The sequence below is a fragment of the Sagittula salina genome (assembly GCF_017813235.1).
Taxonomy (GTDB): domain Bacteria; phylum Pseudomonadota; class Alphaproteobacteria; order Rhodobacterales; family Rhodobacteraceae; genus Sagittula; species Sagittula salina.
In genome coordinates this window covers 39,502-59,947 of sequence record NZ_JAGISH010000003.1, presented here as the reverse complement: position 1 = coordinate 59,947, position 20,446 = coordinate 39,502, and the positions used below count along the sequence as shown (strand labels likewise).

The 20,446-nt window shown below is 64.7% G+C and carries 19 protein-coding genes; 15 read left to right on the top strand and 4 right to left on the bottom strand.

What is annotated here, in order from left to right; translation table 11 throughout:
* Positions 1-37 precede the first annotated feature (37 nt).
* Both J5474_RS06565 and J5474_RS06560 read left to right on the top strand, forming a co-directional pair.
* Entirely contained in the window at positions 38-709 is a 672-nt protein-coding gene (locus tag J5474_RS06565; protein ID WP_209360020.1) for a 4-carboxy-4-hydroxy-2-oxoadipate aldolase/oxaloacetate decarboxylase, read from the top strand.
* Positions 702-1,775 carry a 4-oxalomesaconate tautomerase gene (locus J5474_RS06560; RefSeq protein ID WP_209360019.1) on the top strand — a complete coding sequence of 358 codons (1,074 nt, stop codon included), beginning with the start codon at positions 702-704 and terminating at the stop codon, positions 1,773-1,775. The genes J5474_RS06565 and J5474_RS06560 overlap by 8 nt, the downstream gene beginning before the upstream one ends.
* Before the next feature lie 6 nt (positions 1,776-1,781).
* On the opposite strand, the gene J5474_RS06555 is transcribed toward J5474_RS06560, so the two are convergent.
* Positions 1,782-2,612, bottom strand: a complete 831-nt coding sequence (locus tag J5474_RS06555; RefSeq protein WP_209360018.1) for an MBL fold metallo-hydrolase — start codon at positions 2,610-2,612, stop codon at positions 1,782-1,784.
* Positions 2,613-3,111: 499 nt separating this feature from the next.
* On the opposite strand from J5474_RS06555, the gene repA reads away from it, so the two are divergent.
* The 3 genes from repA (at position 3,112) to J5474_RS06540 (ending at position 6,520) form a co-directional block, all read left to right on the top strand.
* Positions 3,112-4,296 carry a plasmid partitioning protein RepA gene (gene repA, locus J5474_RS06550; protein ID WP_209360017.1) on the top strand — a complete coding sequence of 395 codons (1,185 nt, stop codon included), beginning with the start codon at positions 3,112-3,114 and terminating at the stop codon, positions 4,294-4,296.
* Positions 4,296-5,258 carry a plasmid partitioning protein RepB gene (gene repB / locus J5474_RS06545; protein WP_209360016.1) on the top strand — a complete coding sequence of 321 codons (963 nt, stop codon included), beginning with the start codon at positions 4,296-4,298 and terminating at the stop codon, positions 5,256-5,258. Before repA ends, repB begins: the two co-directional genes overlap by 1 nt.
* Positions 5,259-5,434: 176 nt before the next feature.
* Positions 5,435-6,520, top strand: coding sequence for a helix-turn-helix domain-containing protein (locus J5474_RS06540; protein ID WP_209360015.1), 1,086 nt, complete (start codon positions 5,435-5,437; stop codon positions 6,518-6,520).
* 1 nt (position 6,521) lies between these two features.
* Here J5474_RS06540 and kce read toward each other — a convergent pair whose 3' ends face one another.
* The 3 genes from kce to J5474_RS06525 all read right to left on the bottom strand — a co-directional run bounded on the left by kce (position 6,522) and on the right by J5474_RS06525 (position 9,413).
* Positions 6,522-7,451 carry a 3,5-dioxohexanoate:acetyl-CoA acetone transferase gene (gene kce, locus J5474_RS06535; protein ID WP_209360014.1) on the bottom strand — a complete coding sequence of 310 codons (930 nt, stop codon included), beginning with the start codon at positions 7,449-7,451 and terminating at the stop codon, positions 6,522-6,524.
* Positions 7,452-7,460: 9 nt separating this feature from the next.
* The gene (locus J5474_RS06530) at positions 7,461-8,393 is read right to left on the bottom strand and encodes a 3-hydroxyacyl-CoA dehydrogenase (protein ID WP_209360013.1); all 933 of its coding nucleotides are present in this window, start codon (positions 8,391-8,393) and stop codon (positions 7,461-7,463) included.
* 102 nt (positions 8,394-8,495) lie between these two features.
* Positions 8,496-9,413, bottom strand: coding sequence for a LysR family transcriptional regulator (locus J5474_RS06525; RefSeq protein WP_209360012.1), 918 nt, complete (start codon positions 9,411-9,413; stop codon positions 8,496-8,498).
* 164 nt (positions 9,414-9,577) lie between these two features.
* On the opposite strand from J5474_RS06525, the gene chvE reads away from it, so the two are divergent.
* The 10 genes from chvE to J5474_RS06475 all read left to right on the top strand — a co-directional run bounded on the left by chvE (position 9,578) and on the right by J5474_RS06475 (position 20,383).
* Positions 9,578-10,633: a multiple monosaccharide ABC transporter substrate-binding protein gene (gene chvE, locus J5474_RS06520; protein WP_209360011.1), complete on the top strand. Its 1,056-nt coding sequence runs from the start codon at positions 9,578-9,580 to the stop codon at positions 10,631-10,633.
* 97 nt (positions 10,634-10,730) lie between these two features.
* On the top strand, positions 10,731-12,251 hold the full coding sequence (mmsA, locus tag J5474_RS06515; protein WP_209360010.1) for a multiple monosaccharide ABC transporter ATP-binding protein: 1,521 nt from the start codon (positions 10,731-10,733) through the stop codon (positions 12,249-12,251).
* 12 nt (positions 12,252-12,263) lie between these two features.
* Complete coding sequence (gene mmsB, locus J5474_RS06510) at positions 12,264-13,496, top strand: multiple monosaccharide ABC transporter permease (RefSeq protein WP_209360009.1); 1,233 nt, start codon at positions 12,264-12,266, stop codon at positions 13,494-13,496.
* 3 nt (positions 13,497-13,499) lie between these two features.
* Complete coding sequence (gene araD / locus J5474_RS06505; RefSeq protein WP_209360008.1) at positions 13,500-15,242, top strand: L-arabinonate dehydratase; 1,743 nt, start codon at positions 13,500-13,502, stop codon at positions 15,240-15,242.
* The gene (locus J5474_RS06500; protein WP_209360007.1) at positions 15,242-16,165 is read left to right on the top strand and encodes a Gfo/Idh/MocA family protein; all 924 of its coding nucleotides are present in this window, start codon (positions 15,242-15,244) and stop codon (positions 16,163-16,165) included. The genes araD and J5474_RS06500 overlap by 1 nt, the downstream gene beginning before the upstream one ends.
* A gap of 16 nt (positions 16,166-16,181) precedes the next feature.
* Complete coding sequence (locus tag J5474_RS06495) at positions 16,182-17,099, top strand: dihydrodipicolinate synthase family protein (RefSeq protein WP_209360006.1); 918 nt, start codon at positions 16,182-16,184, stop codon at positions 17,097-17,099.
* An 84-nt stretch (positions 17,100-17,183) separates the two neighbouring features.
* Positions 17,184-17,534: an antitoxin Xre/MbcA/ParS toxin-binding domain-containing protein gene (locus tag J5474_RS06490; protein WP_209360005.1), complete on the top strand. Its 351-nt coding sequence runs from the start codon at positions 17,184-17,186 to the stop codon at positions 17,532-17,534.
* Positions 17,531-18,019, top strand: coding sequence for an RES family NAD+ phosphorylase (locus tag J5474_RS06485; RefSeq protein ID WP_209360004.1), 489 nt, complete (start codon positions 17,531-17,533; stop codon positions 18,017-18,019). Before J5474_RS06490 ends, J5474_RS06485 begins: the two co-directional genes overlap by 4 nt.
* 92 nt (positions 18,020-18,111) lie before the next feature.
* Positions 18,112-18,477 carry a hypothetical protein gene (locus tag J5474_RS06480; protein ID WP_209360003.1) on the top strand — a complete coding sequence of 122 codons (366 nt, stop codon included), beginning with the start codon at positions 18,112-18,114 and terminating at the stop codon, positions 18,475-18,477.
* A gap of 7 nt (positions 18,478-18,484) precedes the next feature.
* Positions 18,485-20,383 carry a pyrroloquinoline quinone-dependent dehydrogenase gene (locus J5474_RS06475; protein WP_209360002.1) on the top strand — a complete coding sequence of 633 codons (1,899 nt, stop codon included), beginning with the start codon at positions 18,485-18,487 and terminating at the stop codon, positions 20,381-20,383.
* Positions 20,384-20,446: the final 63 nt, after the last annotated feature.

Genomic DNA, 20,446 nt, shown 5'->3' with positions numbered 1-20,446 from the left:
CGCGGACCCTTCGACGTTTGAAAACAGGGAGAGAACCATGGGCATCGTGAAACAGGACATCGAACGCGCCTCGGGAGCGGTGATCAAGCGGCTCGGCTCCGCCGGGGTTGCCACAGTGCACGAGGCCCAGGGGCGAAACGGACTGATGGGCGCGGGGATGCGCCCTATCCAGCAGGATGTCGCTATCGCGGGCTCTGCGGTGACCATCTCTGCCGCGCCGGGGGACAACTGGATGGTGCACGTGGCCATCGAGCAGCTGCAGGAGGGGGACGTGATGGTATTGGCCCCCACCGCGCCCTGCGACATGGGGTATTTCGGCGACCTGCTGGCCACCTCGGCCATGGCGCGGGGATGCCGGGCCCTGGTGATCGACGCGGGCGTAAGGGACACACGCGACCTGCGGACGATGGGATTCCATGTGTGGTCGACCGCTGTCTCCGCGCAGGGCTGCGTGAAGGAGACCGTGGGATCGGTCAACGTACCCGTGGTCTGTGCGGGTGCTCTGGTCAATCCCGGCGACGTGATCGTGGCCGACGATGATGGCGTCTGTGTTATCCCCCGTGCCGAGGCCGAAACCGTCATGGCCGCCGCGCAAGAGCGCCTCGATGCAGAAGAGGCAAAGCGGCAGCGGCTGGCGGCGGGTGAACTGGGGCTCGATATCTACGGCATGCGCGAGCGGCTGGAGGCGAAGGGGTTGAAATATGTCTGACCGATCCTTTGACGGCGGCATCCCCTGCCTCTGGATGCGCGGCGGCACGTCGAAGGCGGCGGTCTTTCTCGCCACAGATCTGCCCCCCGACCCCGCCGAACGGGACTCGCTTCTGTTGGCGATCATGGGCAGCCCCGACCCCCGCCAGATCGACGGCATCGGCGGTGCCGACCCGCTGACCTCCAAGGTCGCCGTCCTCTCGCCGCCCTCGCGCCCGGACGCCGACGTGGATTACCTCTTTCTTCAGGTTTTCACCGACCGTCCGGTGGTGACTGACACACAGGGCTGTGGCAATATCCTCGCCTGCGTCGGACCCGCCGCCATCGAGCGCGGGCTGGTCTCCGCAACGGGCGATGCGTCCCACGTGCGGATCCATATGGTCAACACCGGCGAGGTCGCCGTGGCAACCGTGACGACGCCGGGCGGGCGGGTGAGCTATGAAGGCAACGCCCGTATCGACGGCGTGCCCGGAACACATGCCGCCGTACCGCTCATGTTCACCGGAATCGAAGGGTCGATGTGCGGCACCATGCTGCCCACGGGCCGCACCGTCGACGTGATTGACGGCATCCAGGTCACGCTGATCGACTACGGCATGCCCTGCGCCATACTGCTTGCCTCCGAATTTGGTCTTACGGGCGCCGAGGACCGTGAGACGTTGGAGGCCGACGCAGGACTGAAGGCGCGGTTGGAGTCGATCCGCCTGAAGGCCGGGCCGATGATGAACCTTGGCAACGTGGCGCAGAAATCGGTACCCAAGATGACGCTCGTCTCAGCCCCGCGCGCAGGCGGCGTGATCGCGACGCGCAGCTTCATCCCGCACCGCTGTCACGCTTCAATCGGGGTCTTTGCCGCCGTCACCGTAGCCGCCGCCTGCTGCCTGCCAGACGGACCCGCCGCGCAGGTGGCCGCCCCGCCGGGCAGCGACATATTCGCAGTCGAACATCCAAGCGGTACGGCCGAAGTCCTGCTGCACCGTGACGCCGATGGCCGCGTGGCTTCTGCCGGGACGCTGCGCACGGCGCGCAAGCTCATGGAGGGGCGCGTTTTCCCCGCGCCGCGCTAAGACCTGTCAGATTTCCGCCACGTCGATCTCCGTCGAACCGGGGTCGGCGGCGTGGAAGAGGCGGGCATCAAGCTTCATCAGGCGGCGCACCACTTCCGGCATCCCCCGCAAAGCGCGGTTGCCGTCTTCGGCGGTGATGCGCAGATCCGGCCGGGTAAGCCAGAGCATCGGGTGCGCGATCCGTTCCACCCTCGGCATCAGCACAGCAATGTGTCCGGTGGTTCGGTCGGTCAACGCAATCAGCAGGCAAGATCCATCACCAAAAAGGTCACGCCCCGTCACACCGTGCCACGCCGCCTCTGGCAGGGCGCTCACCGGCTGCAGCGCCGTCCGAGCCTTGCCGAGGCTCGCGCCCGGCCCCTGAGTGGCAGGGCGCGGCAGCCCGCCCGCGATACCGCCAGAGGTCGCGGCCGCGAACGCCCGGTCGCAACAATACAGCGGTATGCCCTGCGGCAGCCGCCCGAAGTTGGACACCCGGTCGGGATCCAGCCCCGTGGCCACCGCCCCGGTCAACTGAATTGGCGATACCTCGATGGCTGCCAGCAAGTCCCAGGGCGTCAGCAGCCCCACCGGCGTGAGGCCCCTGCCCCGTCGCGGCACCATACCAGGACCCGCACCGCCGTCGATCAGCACCAACCCGCCTTCGGGGTGCGACACCAGCAGGTAGCGGCTCCGCGCGCGGCGATCGTCTTCGCCCTCGCGCCGCGACCCGACCGGCAACCGCGTGCTGGTTGCGGCAATGACGCGCAGCTCCGGCGCCCGCGCACCACGCGATTCGGGGGCCGGCGTGGTGGTCTCCGCCACCGGGACGCCGCCGCTCAAGACACGGTGTTGCACCTGTCCGCTCCATTTGATTCTGCCTCGGAGCGCCATCAGAACCGCAAGCCGCGCGCGGTTTCAATGGCGCACGCGCTGCCAAAGAGGAAACAGGCAGGAAAGGGGGCACAGACGGACTTTTCAACCAGCCCTTGCTCCGCTGTCGAAATTCATGGGGCTGGAATTTCCGCGCGACATCCGTTGCCATTATTAGCTGAGAATGGATAAGCCTACCATATCTTGTGTCACATACCCTGCGGACATACAATAATTTACAGTTGTAAACATATGCACGGGCTTTCATTGCCACTCCGGAAATTCGCCGCGAAGGTTTCATCTTCAGTTAAACAGTGGCGCGAAAGGGAGCTAGGGGATTGCCATCAAGCCCGTGCTGTGGTTGCAGAAATTGCCGGTGTAGATGCGCTATTCCCAAGATTATCGTTGACTTAAGGCCGTGAATCGCACCTTTTATCCCCAAGTGGCGCGGAAAAGGCCACATTGAGCATTTTGGGGCAACCACATGATTCCCGTGACACCGATCTCGGCAGACCGTCCGTCTGAGTTGGCGCAGGATATTTCCGAACGCCTGACGACCGCAATCCGGGAACACCTGCTGTCGGCCTTCGCGCCGGACAACACCAAATCATTGCGCGCCTTTTCCGCTCCCGAAGTGGCGGATCTGCTCGGTGTATCCGGCCAGTTCCTGCGCAAGGCCCACGCCGAAGGCACCCTGCCCGAACCCGCGGACATCCGCGCCGGTCGCCGCTATTACACCGCTCAGGATCTGCTGAATGCCCGACGCGTGCTCGAAACGACATCTCGCAAGAAGGGACGCTATATGCCCGGTCGCCGGGATGGCGACCGATTGCAGGTCTGGCAACTGATGAACTTCAAGGGCGGCTCCTCGAAGTCCACGACCACGATTCACCTCGCGCATTACTTCGCGCTGCGGGGCTACCGCGTTCTGGCCATCGACCTCGACCCGCAAGGATCGTTGACTTCGATGTGCGGGATCTCGCCGGAAATCGAATTCGAGGGCCTCACCGTCTATGACGCGATCCGCTACGACGATCCCATGCCATTTTCCGAGGTCATCAAGGACACCTATTTCCCCGGGCTCAGCCTCGCCCCGTCGCGGTTGATGCTGTCGGAGTTCGAAACCGAATCTGCGGTGCATTCGGCACCCGACCAGCCGTTCTTTACCCGCATCCGCGCCGCACTGGAGCAAATTGAGGGCGATTACGACATCGTCCTGATGGATAGCCCTCCGCAACTGGGCTTTCTGACGATCTCCGGCATGGCGGCGGCGACCTCCCTGATCGTGCCACTCACGCCTTCGATGCTCGACGTGTCGTCGACCGCGCAGTTCATGGAACTGGTCGGTGCCTATATGGGCGTGATCGAGGACGCTGGCGCGACCCTGCACTACGACAACTTCCGTTTTCTCATCACCCGCGACGAACCGACAGACGTGCCGTCGCAGCAGCTGACCAGCTTCATGAGGGCGCTTTTCCAGGACCGGGTGATGTCGGCAACGGCCTTGAAATCCACCGCAATCAGCGATGCGACCATGCTCAAACAGTCGATCTACGAGGTGGTGCGCTCTGACATGACGCGCGCGACCTACGACAGGGCAAAGCAGTCGATGGACGCGGTGGGACATGAGATCGAAACCATGATTCAACGGGCATGGGGGCGTAGCTGATGGCACGGAAATCACTCGGGGACATGTCGGGTATCGCCAGCACAATCGCGCGGTCCGGCCCTGCGAAGGACCGCCCCGCCCGCAGCGGTGCGCCCGCGCTTGGCGCGCTTCAGGGCTCGCTTTCCGCGATCCGCGAAATCGATCCCGCGCTGGTCGATGACTGGGGGCCGACGGATCGGCTCGATCCGCTTACAGCTGTAAGCACGCCCGAAGAGGAAGACGGGCTCGAAGGGCTGCGGGCAAGCATCGCGGAAGGAGGCCAGCAAGTCCCCATCCTCGTGCGGCGCGCACCGACCGATGGTCGGTTTCAGGTCATTTACGGGCGCCGTCGTTTGCAGGCCTGCCGCGAGTTGGGCATCAAGGTCCGCGCGAATGTTCAGGACCTTTCGGACGACGCGGCCCTGCTGGCGAAAGGGCTGGAAAACGCCGCCCGCCGCAACCTGTCGTTTTATGAACGGGCCCGCTTTGCCGCCGTCATCCAGCGGCTCGGCTATGACAACACCACCGCGCGCAAAGTGCTGGGGCTGACGCGCTCCTACCTGTCGCATCTGCAGAAGATCGCGACATACATCCCCGATTCCATCGGTGACCGCATTGGCGCCGCGCCGAAATCGGGGCGCCCCAAGTGGATGGCGCTGGCGGAGGCATTCCAGCACGAAAAGGTGACCGAAGAGAGGCTGCACGCCATCCTCGACCGTGCTGACCCTGAGCTGACCTCCGACGAGCGGCTGAATCATGTTGTGCGCGAGGTCTCGCGCCGCGTCGCCCGTCCGGCGCAAACCCTGGAAATCCAGCCGATGGAGGGGGTCACGATCCGCTCCGGGCGCGGCTCCGTCACGCTGTCGGTGGCAAAGACTGGAGAAAACGCGGCATTCGGGACGTGGCTCGACGAGAACCTCGCCCGGATCGTCGAAGAGAGCTTCGAAGTGTTTACAACTGTAAACACTCCAGAGGAAAATTGAGGCAACGCGCAGAGAAAGGGAGAAAGGACAAAGGAAAACCCCCGAAACCGGAGGCTTCGAGGGCTGCAGCGCACTAGGCGCCCTTAGCTTGACACCTGAAGGGTAGCAGCACTCGAATCGGCAAACAAGACCAAACGCATCCGTGCGACCGGGATTTCCTTGCCTGCTGGCAAACCATGACACAGAAAATCATTCACCCCCGCACCGGGGGGCCCCTGTCGCAGACTGTGGCAGGGCACGGCGGCCCCCTGCCCGACCGTTGGCAATTGCTGCGCGCGGTGGAACGCGCCCGCCGACCGCTCGGCCTGAAGGCCACGTCACTGAACATCTTGCGCGCGATGCTGTCGTTCCTGCCAGATGACCGGCTGAACGCGGCACGTGCCGACAACCACATCTGTTTTGCCTCGAACCGGGCGCTTGCGGAGCGTGCGCATGTGAGCGTGCAGACTGTGGAACGGCATGTCGGACTCCTGGTCAAACTTGGCCTCATCGATCGCCACGCCAGCGCCAACGGAAAACGCTGGGCGCGGCGGGACCGGCTGGGCCGGGTGGTACTGGCAACCGGGCTGTCGCTGCTGCCGCTGCTGAACCGGCACGAGGAACTCCGGACCATGGGTGACGCGCAGGAGGACCGTGAAACCGCTCTGCGCGTGTTGCGTGACCGCTGCCGGATGGCAGTGGCACAGCTGAAAGAGCAGGTCGATGGCGTTGCGACTTCGGCGCATGAACTGATTGACCGCGCCTTTCTGGTGCTGCGTCGCAAGTCTTCCGCCGAGGCCCTCGAAGCCCTCCATGCCGACCTCCTTCACCAAATCAGCGAGGAAACCCCCGTTCCGGTGGAAAACCTGTATCAAAACAATGCCGTGCCCCGCGATTTGAGGGGGAACGACACCGCAATTGAGGGGCACAAAGAGACCGATATTAACCCTGAAGTAAGAGCCGAGCCACCCGAGGATGTGGATATGGAACGTGCCTTCCCCCGGCTTTGCGCACGGCTGCGCGCGTGCCGCACGCTGTCTGACTGTCACGATCGCATGGACAGGCTTGCCCGAGAGATAGGCTTGCGAAGAATATGGCCGGAAATCCGGGCACTCGGCCCGCAACGCGCCTTTATGCTACTGGGCTATCTTCATGAGCGGACAGAAAAGCTTAGAAACGCGAATGCCTACGCACGCATGCTTCTGAGCGCCGAGGCGCAGGGGCGCCTGGACTGGCGCAGCCTGCTGAAAGGGCAGGGACCACGCGACCCCCTGCCCGCATGACTCAGAAACCGACCTTGTCGGCGCCCTTGAGCGCCAGCGCCTCGCGGGCCTCATCGGGTGTTGCCAGTTGTAAACCCAGTCCCTCCACGATCTGGCGGGCCTTGGCGACTTGTTCCGCATTCGACCGTGCCAGTTTCCCCGGCCCGATCCAGAGCGAATCCTCGAGTCCCACACGCAGGTTACCCCCCATGGCCGCCGCCATGGCGGCAATCGGAAGCTGGTTCTTCCCTGCGCCCAGCACCGACCAGATATAGGTATCCCCAAAGAGTCGATCCGCCGTGCGCTTCATGTGCATCACGTCGTCGGGATGCGCGCCGATCCCGCCCATGAGACCAAAAACTGTCTGGATAAACAGCGGCGGCTTCACCAGGCCCGCGTCGAGGAAATACTTCAGATTATAGAGATGCGCCGTGTCGTAGCACTCGAACTCGAACCGTGTGCCCAGCGGCAAGAGCGTGGTCAGGATGTATTCAATCTGGCCAAAGCTGTTGTTGAAGATGATGTTCTTGTTGCCGACGTAGTCGCGTTCCCATTCGTGTTCCAGGTCGGGGAACCGTTTCAGCATGGGAAAGAGACCGAAGTTCATCGAGCCCATGTTGAGGCTGGCCACTTCCGGGCGGTGGTGTTCGGCGGGGCGGACGCGTTCCTCCACCGTCATGGTCGGCGCGCCGCCGGTGGTGATGTTCACAACGCAGTCGGAGGCCTGCTTGATGACACCGAGGAAGGGCGCGAAGGCCTCCGGCGTCTGGTCGGGGCGGCCGTCGCGCGGGTCGCGGGCGTGCAGGTGAACGATGGCGGCCCCGGCCTCGGCGGCCCCGATGGCGGCCTCGGCGATCTCGGCCGCAGTGACCGGGAGATGCGGCGACATGGAGGGCGTGTGGATCGCGCCGGTAACGGCGCAGGTGACGATTACCTTGCGTGGCTTGGCCATGGATGGCTCCTATTCGGTTTCGGAATTCAGGTGGCGGCGAAGCGCGGCAAGCCTGCGGTCGCGGCGGTCGGCGCGTCGGCGCACGGCCTCGGGGGTCCGGTCCTGCGGCCAGTCGGCGGCGATGCGCTCTGCCGTCTCGACGGAGAAGACCTCCGGCCCCGGAGCATCCTCCAGCAGGCGCTGGTAGAAGCCACCGTAGCGCGCGGCGTAATCGGTGATGCCGCCGGGGGCGTTGAGGTCGATGGTTTCCATCGGGCCGATCAGCGCCCAGCGAAGGCCAAGCCCGTGCCGGATGGTATTGTCCAGCCCTTCGACGCTGACGGTGCCCTCGTCCACCAACCGCAGGGCTTCGGCCAGCAGCGCGCCCTGAAGCCGGTTCAGCACGAAGCCGTCGCGTTCCCGCCGCATCCGCACGGGCACCTGGCCAAGGGCGGCGTAGACGGCATAGGCGCGGTCGACGGTCTCCTGCGTGGTCCAGGGCGCGGGGCAGAGTTCGACCACGGGCACGAGGTGCGGCGGGTTTACCGGGTGCCCGACGAGGCAGCGGTGGCGATGCGTGAGTTCTTCGGTAAAGCGTGAGGCCACGATAGCGGAGGTCGACGAGGCAATGATTGCCTCGGGCGGTGTGGCGGTATCGAGCTGGGCGTAAAGCGCCTGTTTGACCTCAACCCGCTCCGGTCCGCTCTCCTGCACGAAGGACGCGTTCGCCACGGCGTCTTCGAGAGTTTCGCAAGTGGTTATCCGGGCCCGCGTGCCCTCCGGGTCGATCAGCAACCCCTCTTCGGCGAGCGTTGTTGACAGTTGTAAACACTCGGTGCCGACACGCGCCCGCACACCCTCGTCCAGGTCCCAGACCCGGACGCTGTGGCCCGCGCGGGCAAAAAGCACGGCCCACGACCGTCCGATCAGCCCCGCGCCGATGATCGCGACTTTTTCTCCCATTGGTTTCCTCCCCCTCAGGTTCCCTCGGGGTCTCTTTGGACCCTCCGGTGCGGGCACGCTACGGGGCAGGGGGGGCGGGCCGCAAGCGGCTTCCTGCGCCGGTCACAGCATCCCCAGCACTGCCCGCAGCACCCGGTCCGCTGCCATGGGCAATTGCCGGTAGCGGTTGCGGATCACGAAGCAGGGCGAAACGGAAATCGGCTCCGCCAGTTCTATGACGGCGATCTGCGCGCCCAGCGGACCCTCGGCCAGCATCCGGGCGACCTCGATCGACTGGGGGGCGATGATGTCCGACCCTTCGAGCAGCGACAGCGCGATCAACAGTGAGGATGAGTTCGTCACGCGCTGCGGCACCCCGAGCCCAGCGGCGTGAAAGGCGTGTTCCACCGCCAGCCGGATCGGAGAGCCGAGTTCCTGGATCACCCATTCGCAGGCGCGCACTTCTTCAAGCGTCACCCCGGAGCGGCCAGCCAGCGGATGACCGGGCCGGGCGAGCAGGGCGACCATTTCGCTGCGGGCGGGGTACATCAGAAAATCGCGGCTGTCGTGTTCGGCCGGCAGGCGCGAGATGACGAAATCGAAACGCCCAGCCACCAGACCGCGCACCAGGTCCGACGACGGCCCGACCTCGATCGTGGCCTCGATGTCGGGGGCCTCGGCCTTCACCTGTCGCAGCGCGGGCATCAGGACCCCCACCGCCGGGCCGGTGACCGACCCCACCCGCACGCGTCCCGTCTGACCCCCGGCCATGCGCGAGGCTTCCCGGTCGAGGGCGCGGACCTCTTCGAGTATCACCTTGCCGTGGCGGATGACGATCTCGCCCAGGGGCGTGAGCACCATGCCCTTCGGGTGACGCTCGAACAGGGCACCGCCGGCGCGGCTTTCTATTTCGGTCAGCACGCGCGAGGCGGCGGGCTGCGACATGCGCGTCATCTGGGCGGCGCGCTGCAACTGCCCGGACTCCGCGATGTGCAGGATAAGGTCGAGGTGGGCGGGCTTCAGTCGGCTGGCGAAATCCAAGGGCAAGCTCCACACGCTGTAACATATCAGTATTGGTATGCAGATTTTCATTATTGGAAATTGAATGATATGCAAACCCGCTGTTAGCCCTTGGCGCGGGTTACACACCCGCAAGGGAGACCACGCGTCCGGTCAAGCGATGGGCGCGCAACGGGAGGAACATCATGAGTTTCAAGACAATCCTGGCTTCGGCCAGCGTATTTGCGCTGCTGTCGGGCGCGGCCCTGGCCGACGGTATGGTTGGAATTGCCATGCCGACGAAGTCGTCCGCGCGCTGGATCGACGACGGCAACAACATGGTCAAGCAGTTCGAGGAAGCCGGCTACGAGACCGACCTCCAGTATGCCGAGGATGACATCCCGAACCAGCTGGCGCAGATCGAGAACATGATCACCAAGGGCGTCGATGTCCTCGTGATCGCCGCCATCGACGGCACCACGCTGTCGAACGCGCTTGAAAATGCTGGCGCCGCGGGCATCAAGGTCATCGCCTATGACCGCCTGATCCGCGACTCCGGCGATGTCGACTATTACGCCACCTTCGACAACTTCAAGGTCGGCGTGCAGCAGGCCACGACCCTCGTTGATGGCCTCAAGGAACGCTTCGGCGACGACAAGCCCTGGAACGTCGAACTGTTCGGTGGCTCCCCGGACGACAACAACGCCTATTTCTTCTATGATGGCGCGATGTCCGTCCTGCAGCCGCTGATCGACGCAGGCGATGTCAACGTCGTTTCGGGCCAGATGGGAATGGACAAGGTCGGCACCCTGCGCTGGGATGGCGCTGTGGCGCAGGCACGCATGGATAACCTGCTGTCGGCCAACTACACCGACAAGCCGGTCCACGGCGTTCTGTCGCCCTACGATGGCCTGTCCATCGGTATCCTGTCCTCGCTGAAGGGCGTGGGTTACGGCTCCGGCGACATGAAGATGCCGATCGTCACCGGTCAGGATGCCGAAGTGCCTTCGGTCAAGTCCATCCTCGCGGACGAGCAGTATTCGACCATCTTCAAGGACACCCGCGAACTGGCGCGCGTCACCGTGGGCATGGTCGACGCCATGCTGAAGGGCGGCGAGCCGGAGATCAACGACACCGAAACCTATGACAACGGTGTGAAGGTCATACCCTCCTACCTGCTGGAACCGCTGCCGGTGACCAAGGCGAACTGGGAAGAGGTGCTGGTGGGCTCCGGCTACTACACCATGGACCAGGTCAAGTAAGACCGCTCCCGCTGCCCGTGCGGGGGAGACCTTGCACGGGCGTTTTCTTTCCATATCAAGGGTTTCGCGGTAGTCCGCCGGACCCGAGGAATGGCGTATGACCGCACTTCTCGAAATGCGTGGGATCACGAAGACCTTTCCCGGCGTGAAGGCGCTGGACGAGGTCACGCTGACGGTCCGTCAAGGCGAGATCCACGCGATCTGCGGCGAAAACGGCGCAGGCAAATCCACCCTGATGAAGGTGCTGTCCGGGGTCTATCCCTTCGGCTCCTACGAGGGCGAGATCCACTACGATGGCCAGCTGGCGCAGTTCCGGGACATCTCGGACAGCGAGGCGAAGGGCATCATCATCATTCACCAGGAACTGGCGCTGGTGCCGCTGCTGTCGATTGCCGAGAACGTATTCCTGGGCAATGAACGCGCGGCCAACGGCGTCATCGACTGGAACGAGACGAACCGCCGGACGGGAGAGCTGCTGCGCAAGGTCGGGCTGCGCGAAGCGCCCACCACGCTGGTGGACAAGCTCGGCGTCGGCAAGCAGCAGCTGGTCGAGATCGCCAAGGCCCTGTCGAAGGAGGTCCGCCTGCTGATCCTCGACGAGCCGACCGCTGCCCTTTCGGAACAGGACAGCCAGGCGCTGCTGGACCTGATGCTGGAGCTGAAGACCCAGGGCGTCACGTCGATCATCATCAGCCACAAGCTGAACGAGGTGCGCCGGGTGGCGGACAGCGTGACCGTCATCCGCGACGGCAGCACGGTGTCGACCATGGACGCGCGCGCCACGCCCATCACCGAGGACGCCATCGTGCGCGACATGGTGGGCCGGGACATGGCGCACCGCTACCCCGACCGTACGCGCCGCGCGGGTGACATGCTGATGGAGGTGGAGGGCTGGAACGTCTTCCACGCCGAGCACGCCGACCGTCAGGTAATCCACGACGCAAACCTGACCGTGCGGGCAGGGGAGGTCGTGGGTATCGCGGGCCTGATGGGGTCCGGTCGGACGGAACTGGCGATGAGCCTCTTCGGGCGTTCTTATGGGCAAAACATCTCGGGCAGAGTGCGGGTCAAGGGGCAGGAGGCCGACGTCTCCAGCGTCAACCGCGCCATCGACGCGGGCCTTGCCTACGTGACGGAGGACCGCAAGAGCCTTGGCCTGATCCTCGAGGAACCCATCGTGCGTAATGTGACGCTGGCCAACCTCGGCGGGGTGTCGCACGGCGGCATCCTGAACGAGAACGAGGAAACGGCGGTCTCGGAACGCTACCGGACCGCGCTGAACATCCGCACGCCCTCGGTTTTCCAGAAGGTGATGAACCTCTCGGGGGGCAACCAGCAGAAGGTGGTTCTGTCGAAATGGCTGTTCGCGGAACCCGACGTGCTGATCCTGGACGAACCGACCCGCGGCATCGACGTGGGCGCGAAATTCGAGATCTACGGCATCATCAACGAGCTGTCGGCGCAGGGGAAGGGAGTCCTGATGATTTCTTCCGAGATGCCGGAGCTTCTGGGCATGTGCGACCGCATCTACGTGATGAACGAAGGTGAACTGGTCGGTGAACTGACGGCGGCCGAGGCCAGCCAGGAGCGCATCATGTCGCTCATCGTGACGGATTGAGGGGAGGGCGCAATGGCTCTTGCAGAACATACCGGGGACGCAAAGCGGCAAGGCATCGGTGCCTACCTGCTGGCGAACCTGCGGGAATACGGGCTTCTGGCGGCGCTGATCGTCATCATGGTCTTCTTCCAGATCATGACGGACGGCGTGCTGCTGAAGCCGGTCAACATCACCAACCTGCTGTTGCAGAACAGCTATATCATCATCATGGCGCTAGGCATGCTGGTGGTCATCGTGTCGGGCAACATCGACCTGTCGGTGGGGTCGGTGATGGGGTTCGTCGGCGCGCTGGCGGCGGTGATGATCGTCAACTGGGACGTCAATTGGCTGCTGACGATCGTTGTCTGCCTCGGGGTCGGAGGACTGATCGGCGCGGCGCAGGGCTACTGGGTCGCCTACTGGAAGATCCCCAGCTTCATCGTGACGCTGGCGGGCATGCTGGTGTTCCGTGGGCTGTCGCTGTGGCTGCTCGAAGGCCAGTCGGTCGGCCCTTTCCCGCGTGAATTCCAGACCATCGCCAACGGATTTGTTCCGGATATCTTCCCGGCGGGCATCGGCGAGACGCTGGCACCGATCTTCGACGCGCGCAAGGTGAACGTGCTGGCGCTGCTGACAGGTGTCGTGGCGGCTGCGGCGGTGATCTGGTCGGGCCTGCGGCAGCGGGCGCGCGACCGTGCCTATGGGGTCGATGGCGAACCGACGCCCTTTTTCGTGGCGCGTATCGTCATAATCTCGGTGGCGCTGGTCTTCATCATGTACAAGCTGTCGACCTTCCGGGGGCTGCCCAACGTGCTGATCACCATGGGCGTGCTGACGATCATCTACGCGTTTCTCACGGAAAAGACCGTGATCGGCCGCCGCATCTATGCGCTGGGTGGCAACGCCAAGGCGGCAAAGCTGTCGGGCATCAAGACCGAGCGCCTGACCTTCCTCGCCTTCCTCAACATGGGCATCCTCGCCGCCGCCGCCGGGCTGGTCTTTGCGGCCCGTCTGAACACGGCGACGCCAAAGGCCGGCTTCGCCCTCGAACTCGACGTGATCGCGGCCGTCTTCATCGGCGGGGCATCCATGTCCGGCGGCGTCGGCAAGATCGTTGGCGCGGTGGTCGGCGCCTTCCTGATGGGCGTGCTGAACAACGGCATGTCGATCATGGGCATCGGCATCGACTATCAACAGATGATCAAGGGGCTGGTGCTGCTCGCCGCCGTGATCTTCGACGTCTACAACAAGTCGCGGCAGGGGTAAGTCATGGCATTCGAACCGAAACCCTGGCCGCGGCGGCTGCGCTCGCAAGAATGGTATTCCGGCACCTCGCGGGACACGATCTACCACCGTGGCTGGATGAAGAACCAGGGCCACCCGCACGACCTGTTCGACGGGCGGCCGATCATCGGCATCCTCAACACATGGTCCGACCTCACGCCCTGCAACGGCCACCTGCGCGAGTTGTCCGAGAAGGTGAAGGCGGGCATCTGGGAAGCCGGTGGCTTTCCGGTCGAGGTGCCGGTGTTCTCGGCCTCGGAAAACACCTTCCGCCCGACGGCGATGATGTTCCGCAACCTAGCGGCGCTGTCGATCGAGGAACAGATGCGCGGCCAGCCGATCGACGGCGCCGTGCTGCTGGTGGGCTGTGACAAGACCACGCCTTCGCTGCTGATGGCGGCGGCCTCGACCGACCTGCCGTCCATCGTCGTCACCGGCGGGCCGATGCTGAACGGCTACTTCCGGGGCGAGCGCGTGGGCTCCGGCACCCACCTGTGGAAGTTCTCCGAAGCCGTGAAGGCGGGCGAGATGACACAGGAGGAATTCCTCGAGGCGGAGGAATCCATGTCCCGCTCTTCGGGCACCTGCAACACCATGGGCACCGCGTCGACGATGGCGTCGATGGCGGAGGCGCTTGGCATGGCGCTGTCCGGCAACGCCGCGATCCCGGCGGTCGATTCACGTCGCCGCGTGATGGCGCAACTGTCGGGGCGGCGCATTGTGCAGATGGTAAAGGACGACCTGAAGCCTTCGGACATCATGACGAAGGAAGCCTTCGAGAACGCGATCCGCACCAACGGCGCCATCGGCGGGTCGACCAACGCGGTGATCCACCTGCTCGCCATCGCGGGCCGGGTGGGCATCGACCTTGGGCTGGATGACTGGGATCGTTGCGGGCGCGACGTGGCGACCATCGTGAACCTGATGCCCTCGGGCAAGTACCTGATGGAGGAGTTCTTCTACGCCGGCGGCCTGCCCGTGGTGCTGAAGCGTCTGGGAGAGGGCGGCCAACTTCACCGCGACGCGCTGACCGTATCTGGCCAGAGCATCTGGGACGAGGTCAAGGACGTCCGCAACTGGAACGAGGACGTGATCCTGCCGCTGGAGAAGGCGCTGACCCCGCAGGGTGGCATCGCCGTTCTGAAAGGCAACCTGGCCCCGAGCGGCGCGGTTCTAAAACCCTCCGCTGCATCAAAGCACCTGCTGCAGCACCGGGGGAGGGCAGTCGTCTTCGAGGACATCGACGACTACAAGGCCAAGATCAACGACGAGGCGCTGGATATCGACGAGACCTGCGTCATGGTTCTGAAGAACTGCGGCCCGAAGGGCTATCCCGGCATGGCCGAGGTGGGCAACATGGGCCTGCCGCCGAAGGTGCTGCGCAAGGGCATCACGGATATGGTGCGCATCTCCGACGCGCGCATGTCCGGCACCGCCTATGGCACCGTGATCCTGCACACCTCGCCGGAGGCCGCCGCCGGTGGTCCGCTGGCAGTGGTGAGGACGGGCGACATGATTGAGGTCGACGTGGAAGCACGCCGCCTGCACCTCGATATCCCGGAGGCCGAACTGGCCGAGCGGCTCGCTGCGTGGAAACCCAGCCATGAACGCCCCGAAAGCGGCTATGCATGGCTGCATCAGGAGCACGTGCAGGGCGCCGACACCGGTGCGGATCTCGACTTTCTCAAGGGCTGCCGCGGCTCGCCCGTGGGAAAGGATGCGCATTGATGGACATCGCTCTCTTAGGTATCGGCAAGATCGCGGTGGATCAGCATGTCCCCGCGATCCGTGACAGCGCCGACTGGGACCTTGCCGCCACCGTGTCGCGTAACGGCTCGGTCGATGGCGTTCCCGCCTACACCGACTTTTGGCAGATGCTGGAGGAGCGGCCGGAAATCCGCGTCGTCTCGCTTTGCATGCCGCCGGTTCCGCGCTTCGACTACGCCCGCAAGGCGATCCTGGCCGGCCGGCACGTCATGCTGGAGAAACCGCCGGGCGCTACTCTGTCTGAATGCCACGCGCTGGAGGCGCTTGCGCGCGAGCATCGAGTTTCCCTCTATGCAACGTGGCACTCGCGGCAGGCGGACAAGGTGCCCGCGGCAAAGGCATGGCTGGCCGACAAGACGCTGAAGCGCCTGCGCATCGACTGGCGCGAGGATGTGCGCCAGTGGCATCCGGGGCAGGACTGGGTGTTCGAGGCCGGTGGCCTCGGCGTCTTTGACCCGGGCATCAACGCGCTGTCGATCCTGACGCAAATCCTGCCGGTGCCGGTCCATCTGACCCGCGCGGAGTTGAACTTTCCCGCGAACCGCGAAACGCCCATCGCGGCGGAATGCACCTTCTGCCATCCGGAGGGGGCGGAGGTCAGCATGGTGCTCGACTGGCTGGAGCCGGGCGAGCCGGTCTGGACCATCACCGCCGAGACCGATCAGGGCACCATGGTGCTGGAGAACGGCGGCGGAACGTTGACGGTTGACGGGCAGACCGATGAGAGCCTGCCGGGCCTGACCGGCGAATACCCGCGCCTTTATGCGCAGATGGCGGATTTGGTGCACCGAGGCGGCATTGATATGGATCTCAGCCCGCTGCGGCATGTGGCCGATGCCTTCCTTCTGGGACGCCGCGTGACGGCCCCCGCCTTTGACTGGTAAATTCGAGAGAGACGAGATGAAAAACCCCCTTACCGGCATCCTGCCCGTCGCGCCGACGCCCTTTCACGCCGATGGCCGCATCGACCCGGAGGGCATGACCCGCGTCCTCGACTGCATGATCGACCAGGGCGTGGATGCGATCTGCATCCTTGCCAACTACTCCGAACAGTTCCTGCTGTCCGATGTGGAACGCGCCGCCCTGACCAAGGTCAGCCTGACCCACGTCGCAGGCCGCGTGCCTGTAATCGTGACCGTCAGCCATTTCGCCACCGACGTGGTCGTGGCCCGCGCCAAGGAAGCCGAGGCGCTGGGTGCGTCGATGCTCATGATGATGCCCCCCTACCACGGTGTGGGTCTGGTGCCCGCGCCCGAAGGCATTTTTGAACACTTCGCCGCCGTGTCGGACGCGGTGTCGATTCCGATCATGGTGCAGGACGCGCCGCTGTCGGGTGTGTCGCTTCCTGTACCGCTGCTGGTGAAGATGGCGAAGGAAATCGAGAACGTCTCCTACTTCAAGATGGAGACGCCCTTTGCCGCCGACAAGCTGGCGGCGTTGATCGAAGCGGGCGGGGAACATATCGTGGGGCCTTTCGACGGCGAGGAGGCGGTGACGCTGCTGGCCGATCTGGACGCGGGCTGCACGGGGACGATGACCTCCGCGCTGCAACCGGAGAAGATCCGACCCATCGTGACCGAGTACCGCGCTGGCAACCTCGATGCCGCGCTGGAGCAGTGGAAGCTTTGCCTGCCACTGATCAACCACGAGAACCGCCAGTGCGGGTTGCGCGCGGCAAAGACCGTGATGATGGAGGGCGGCGTGATCGGGTCGGACTTCGTGCGCCACCCGCTGAAGCCACTGTCGCCCCGGACGAAGGACCGCCTGATGTCCCTGTCGCGCGAACTGGACCTGATCGCGCTGCGCTGGGGTAAGTGACGCCATAGGCAGACGCAGTGGCGCGCGCTTGAAATTCGGTGATCCTTACGCTATCTAACGTGAAGATCACCGGAGATTTCTGCCATGGCGCTTGCCGAATACATCGAGGACGGCCGTTTTGAACCGCGCCGCATCGCGGCCGCGTTGCGTACCTCGTTCGACGAGGTCGCGGCGACAGTCGGGTTGAACAAGGACGCGTTGCAACGGCGGTCCCGCGTGGGTTCCGACAAGACCCAGCGCCGCCTGCGCGAGTTGGTCGAGGTACTCAACAAGGTCGCGCCGCGCTTCGGATCGGATCTCATTGCCTACGCATGGTATCGTTCCGAGCCACTGGCCGGCTTCGACGGCCGCACCGCCATGACGCTGGTGCAGGAAGGCCGCGCGCAGGACGTGCTGGACTACATAGACGCAGTGGACGCAGGCGTTTACGCATGACGCTGGAAAACGGGCGTTACAGCGGGCGGCTTTACCGTGCGCTGAACCCTGTCTACGCGCGCGATCCGCTATCGGGGCGGGGGGCGGAACGCTTTGGCGGGCGCTTTAACGCACAGGGCGTGGCGGCGCTATACACCGCGCTTGATCCGGTCACGGCGCTGCGCGAGGCCAATCAGGTGGGCGACCTGCAACCCACGACGCTGGTCAGCTACCGGGGTGAGGTCGGCCCAGTCTTCGACACCCGCGACGCGGCCGCGCTGGCAGGGCAGGGGCTGACGCCCGATGCGCTGGCCGATCCAGGCTGGCGTATCGCCATGCTGGACCGTCGCCCCGTTCCGACGCAGGATTTCGCCACCCGACTGATCGCCGCGGGTTATGCGGGGCTGTTGGTGCGCAGTTTTGCCGCCGGGGCGCGGGGGCTGAACATGGTTCTATGGGACTGGCCGGCGCTCTCTGTGATCGACGACGAAGACCGTCTGCGCTGACCGCGCAGCCCCGACTGTAGAGGAAGGCGGAACGGAAGGGCGCGCGGCATCGTTGGTCTTGCCTACAGGCACCGCCGCGAAGGAGCCCCGCCATGTCCGTTTCCCCCCCTCCCGCACCCTCTCCGTCTTCCGCGCCGGAGCGAAAGCCGGGCACTGCGGCATTCTCGCTCGCCGCGGTTCTGGCAGCGTGCATTGCGCTATACAACTACATGGCCGACCCCGGCATCCATGGGACATTGGGTGCGGGGTTGGCGTTGTTCGGCTGCGTGGCATTGGCCTTTGCGGGGCTGCTGCTACTGCTGACGCCTATGCCGGGCTGGGTGCGCGGCGTCTTTCGTGTGCTGATCGTGCTGGGCCTCATCGGGACCGGTCTGGCCGCTTGGTTTCTGCACGCCTGGGCCGTCTTCGTCCTGATTGTGGTGGCTGCGGTCGCCTTTGTCTTTTCCTTCTTTCTCTGAGGCCGTCATGACCCTGCTTCGCACCGCGGCGCTGGCCGCCCTTCTCCCCCTGACCCTCCCGGTAGCCGCGCATGCGCAGGATTGGCCGGGCTTTCACGGCAACCTCGCCTCGCAGAAATATTCGCCCCTGACGCAGATCACGCCGGAAAACGTGGGCGATCTGGAACGGGCATGGGAAGTGCACACCGGGGATCTCAGCCTCGGTAACGGCGACTTGCCGAAAACCATCTGGTCCGCGACACCGGTATATGCGAACGACACGCTCTATCTGGGAACGCCCTTCTATCGCATCCTCGCGCTCGACCCCGCCACGGGGGAGGAACGCTGGTCCTTCGACACTGAATCGACGCTTGAGGCGCTGACCCAACCGGGGCTGAAAAACCGAGGCGTCACCTATTGGGAGGCAGAGCAACCCACCGGGCAGGCCTGCGACAAGGCGGTATATATCGGCACGATGGATGCACGGCTGTTCGCGGTGGATGCCGACAGCGGTCGGCCCTGCAAGGATTTCGCGGAGGGCGGCGCGCTGGACGTCAACCAGTGGAACACCACCAACAACCGCTGGCCCCTGTCGCTGTTGCAGCCACCCACCGCCTACAAGGACAAGCTGTTCATCGGCTGGGCCGGGATGGACTGGCAGTATTCCGAGGCGCCTCCGGGCACCGTGTTCGCGGTAGACGCCCGCACGGGGGAACTGGACTGGACGGTGGATTTCATTCCCGAGGAGATCCGCGCGAAGACCGGTACGGCCAACGTCTGGACGGCCATGACCGTGGACCAGGAACGCGGCATCCTCTACCTGCCGGTGTCCTCGCCTTCTCCCAACTACTGGGGCGGCAACCGCACGCAGGAAATCCCCATGGCGACCTCCGTCACGGCGGTGGATACAGAGAGCGGCGCGGTACTGTGGTCGCGGCAACTGGTGCACCACGACATCTGGGACTACGATACCGATTCCGCGCCGACTCTTGTCGACCTGACGGTGGATGGTGAGCGCGTGCCAGCGCTGGTGCAAAGCACGAAACAGGGGATGCTGTATGTGCTGAACAGGGAAACGGGGGAGCCGATCTTTGACTGGGAAGAACGGCCGGTCCCCGCTTCGGACGCGGAAGGAGAGCAGGCCGCGCCGACGCAGCCCTTTGTGACCACCCCGGAGCCGCCGAATTCCTCGACCGAATGGCCGGGGATCTGGCCGCTGGCTGATACGTTGTCCTTTGGCTATTGCTCGCGGAGGCTGGAGGAACTGACCTACGAGGGGCTGTTCACGCCCCCGAACGAACACGGCGGCGCGCTGATCTATCCCGGCACGGCGGGTGGCATGCAATGGGGCGGCGGCGCGGTGAACCCCGAAACCGGCGTCTACTACGTCAACACCTCGCGGGTGGTGCAGATCCTCGAACTGTTCCCCCGCGCGGAGTACGATCAGATGCAGGGCGGATCGGGCAACGAGCAGGGGCTCTATCCGCAGGAGGGTGCGCCCTACGGTTTCAGCCTGACCAATTTCGTGACACCGACGCTGGGCATTCCCTGCTGGAAGCCGCCCTTCGGGACCTTGCAGGCCTACGACCTGAACACCGGAGAAAAACTGTGGCAGACACCCTTTGGTGCCGTGCAGCAGTGGGGCTTTTACATGCCGGAGTCGTGGGGATCACCCAATATCGGTGGACCTGTGGTGACGGCCTCGGGACTGTTGTTCATCGGCGCCTCGATGGATGATCGCGTGCGGGCGATCGACGCCGAGACCGGCGAGGAACTGTGGTCGGATCTGCTCGACGTGCCGGTGGTGGCGAATCCGGCGGTCTACGAACACGAGGGCGAGCAATACGTCGTCTTCGTATCCGGCGGGAACACGATCCTGAAACCGGAGGTGTCCGATCAGGTGGTTGCCTACCGTCTGAAGAAGTGACCCCCGCGGTGGCCCCGGTCCCCTTTGCAGGGGCCGGAGGCGAACCCATATCGGAAGGGCTGT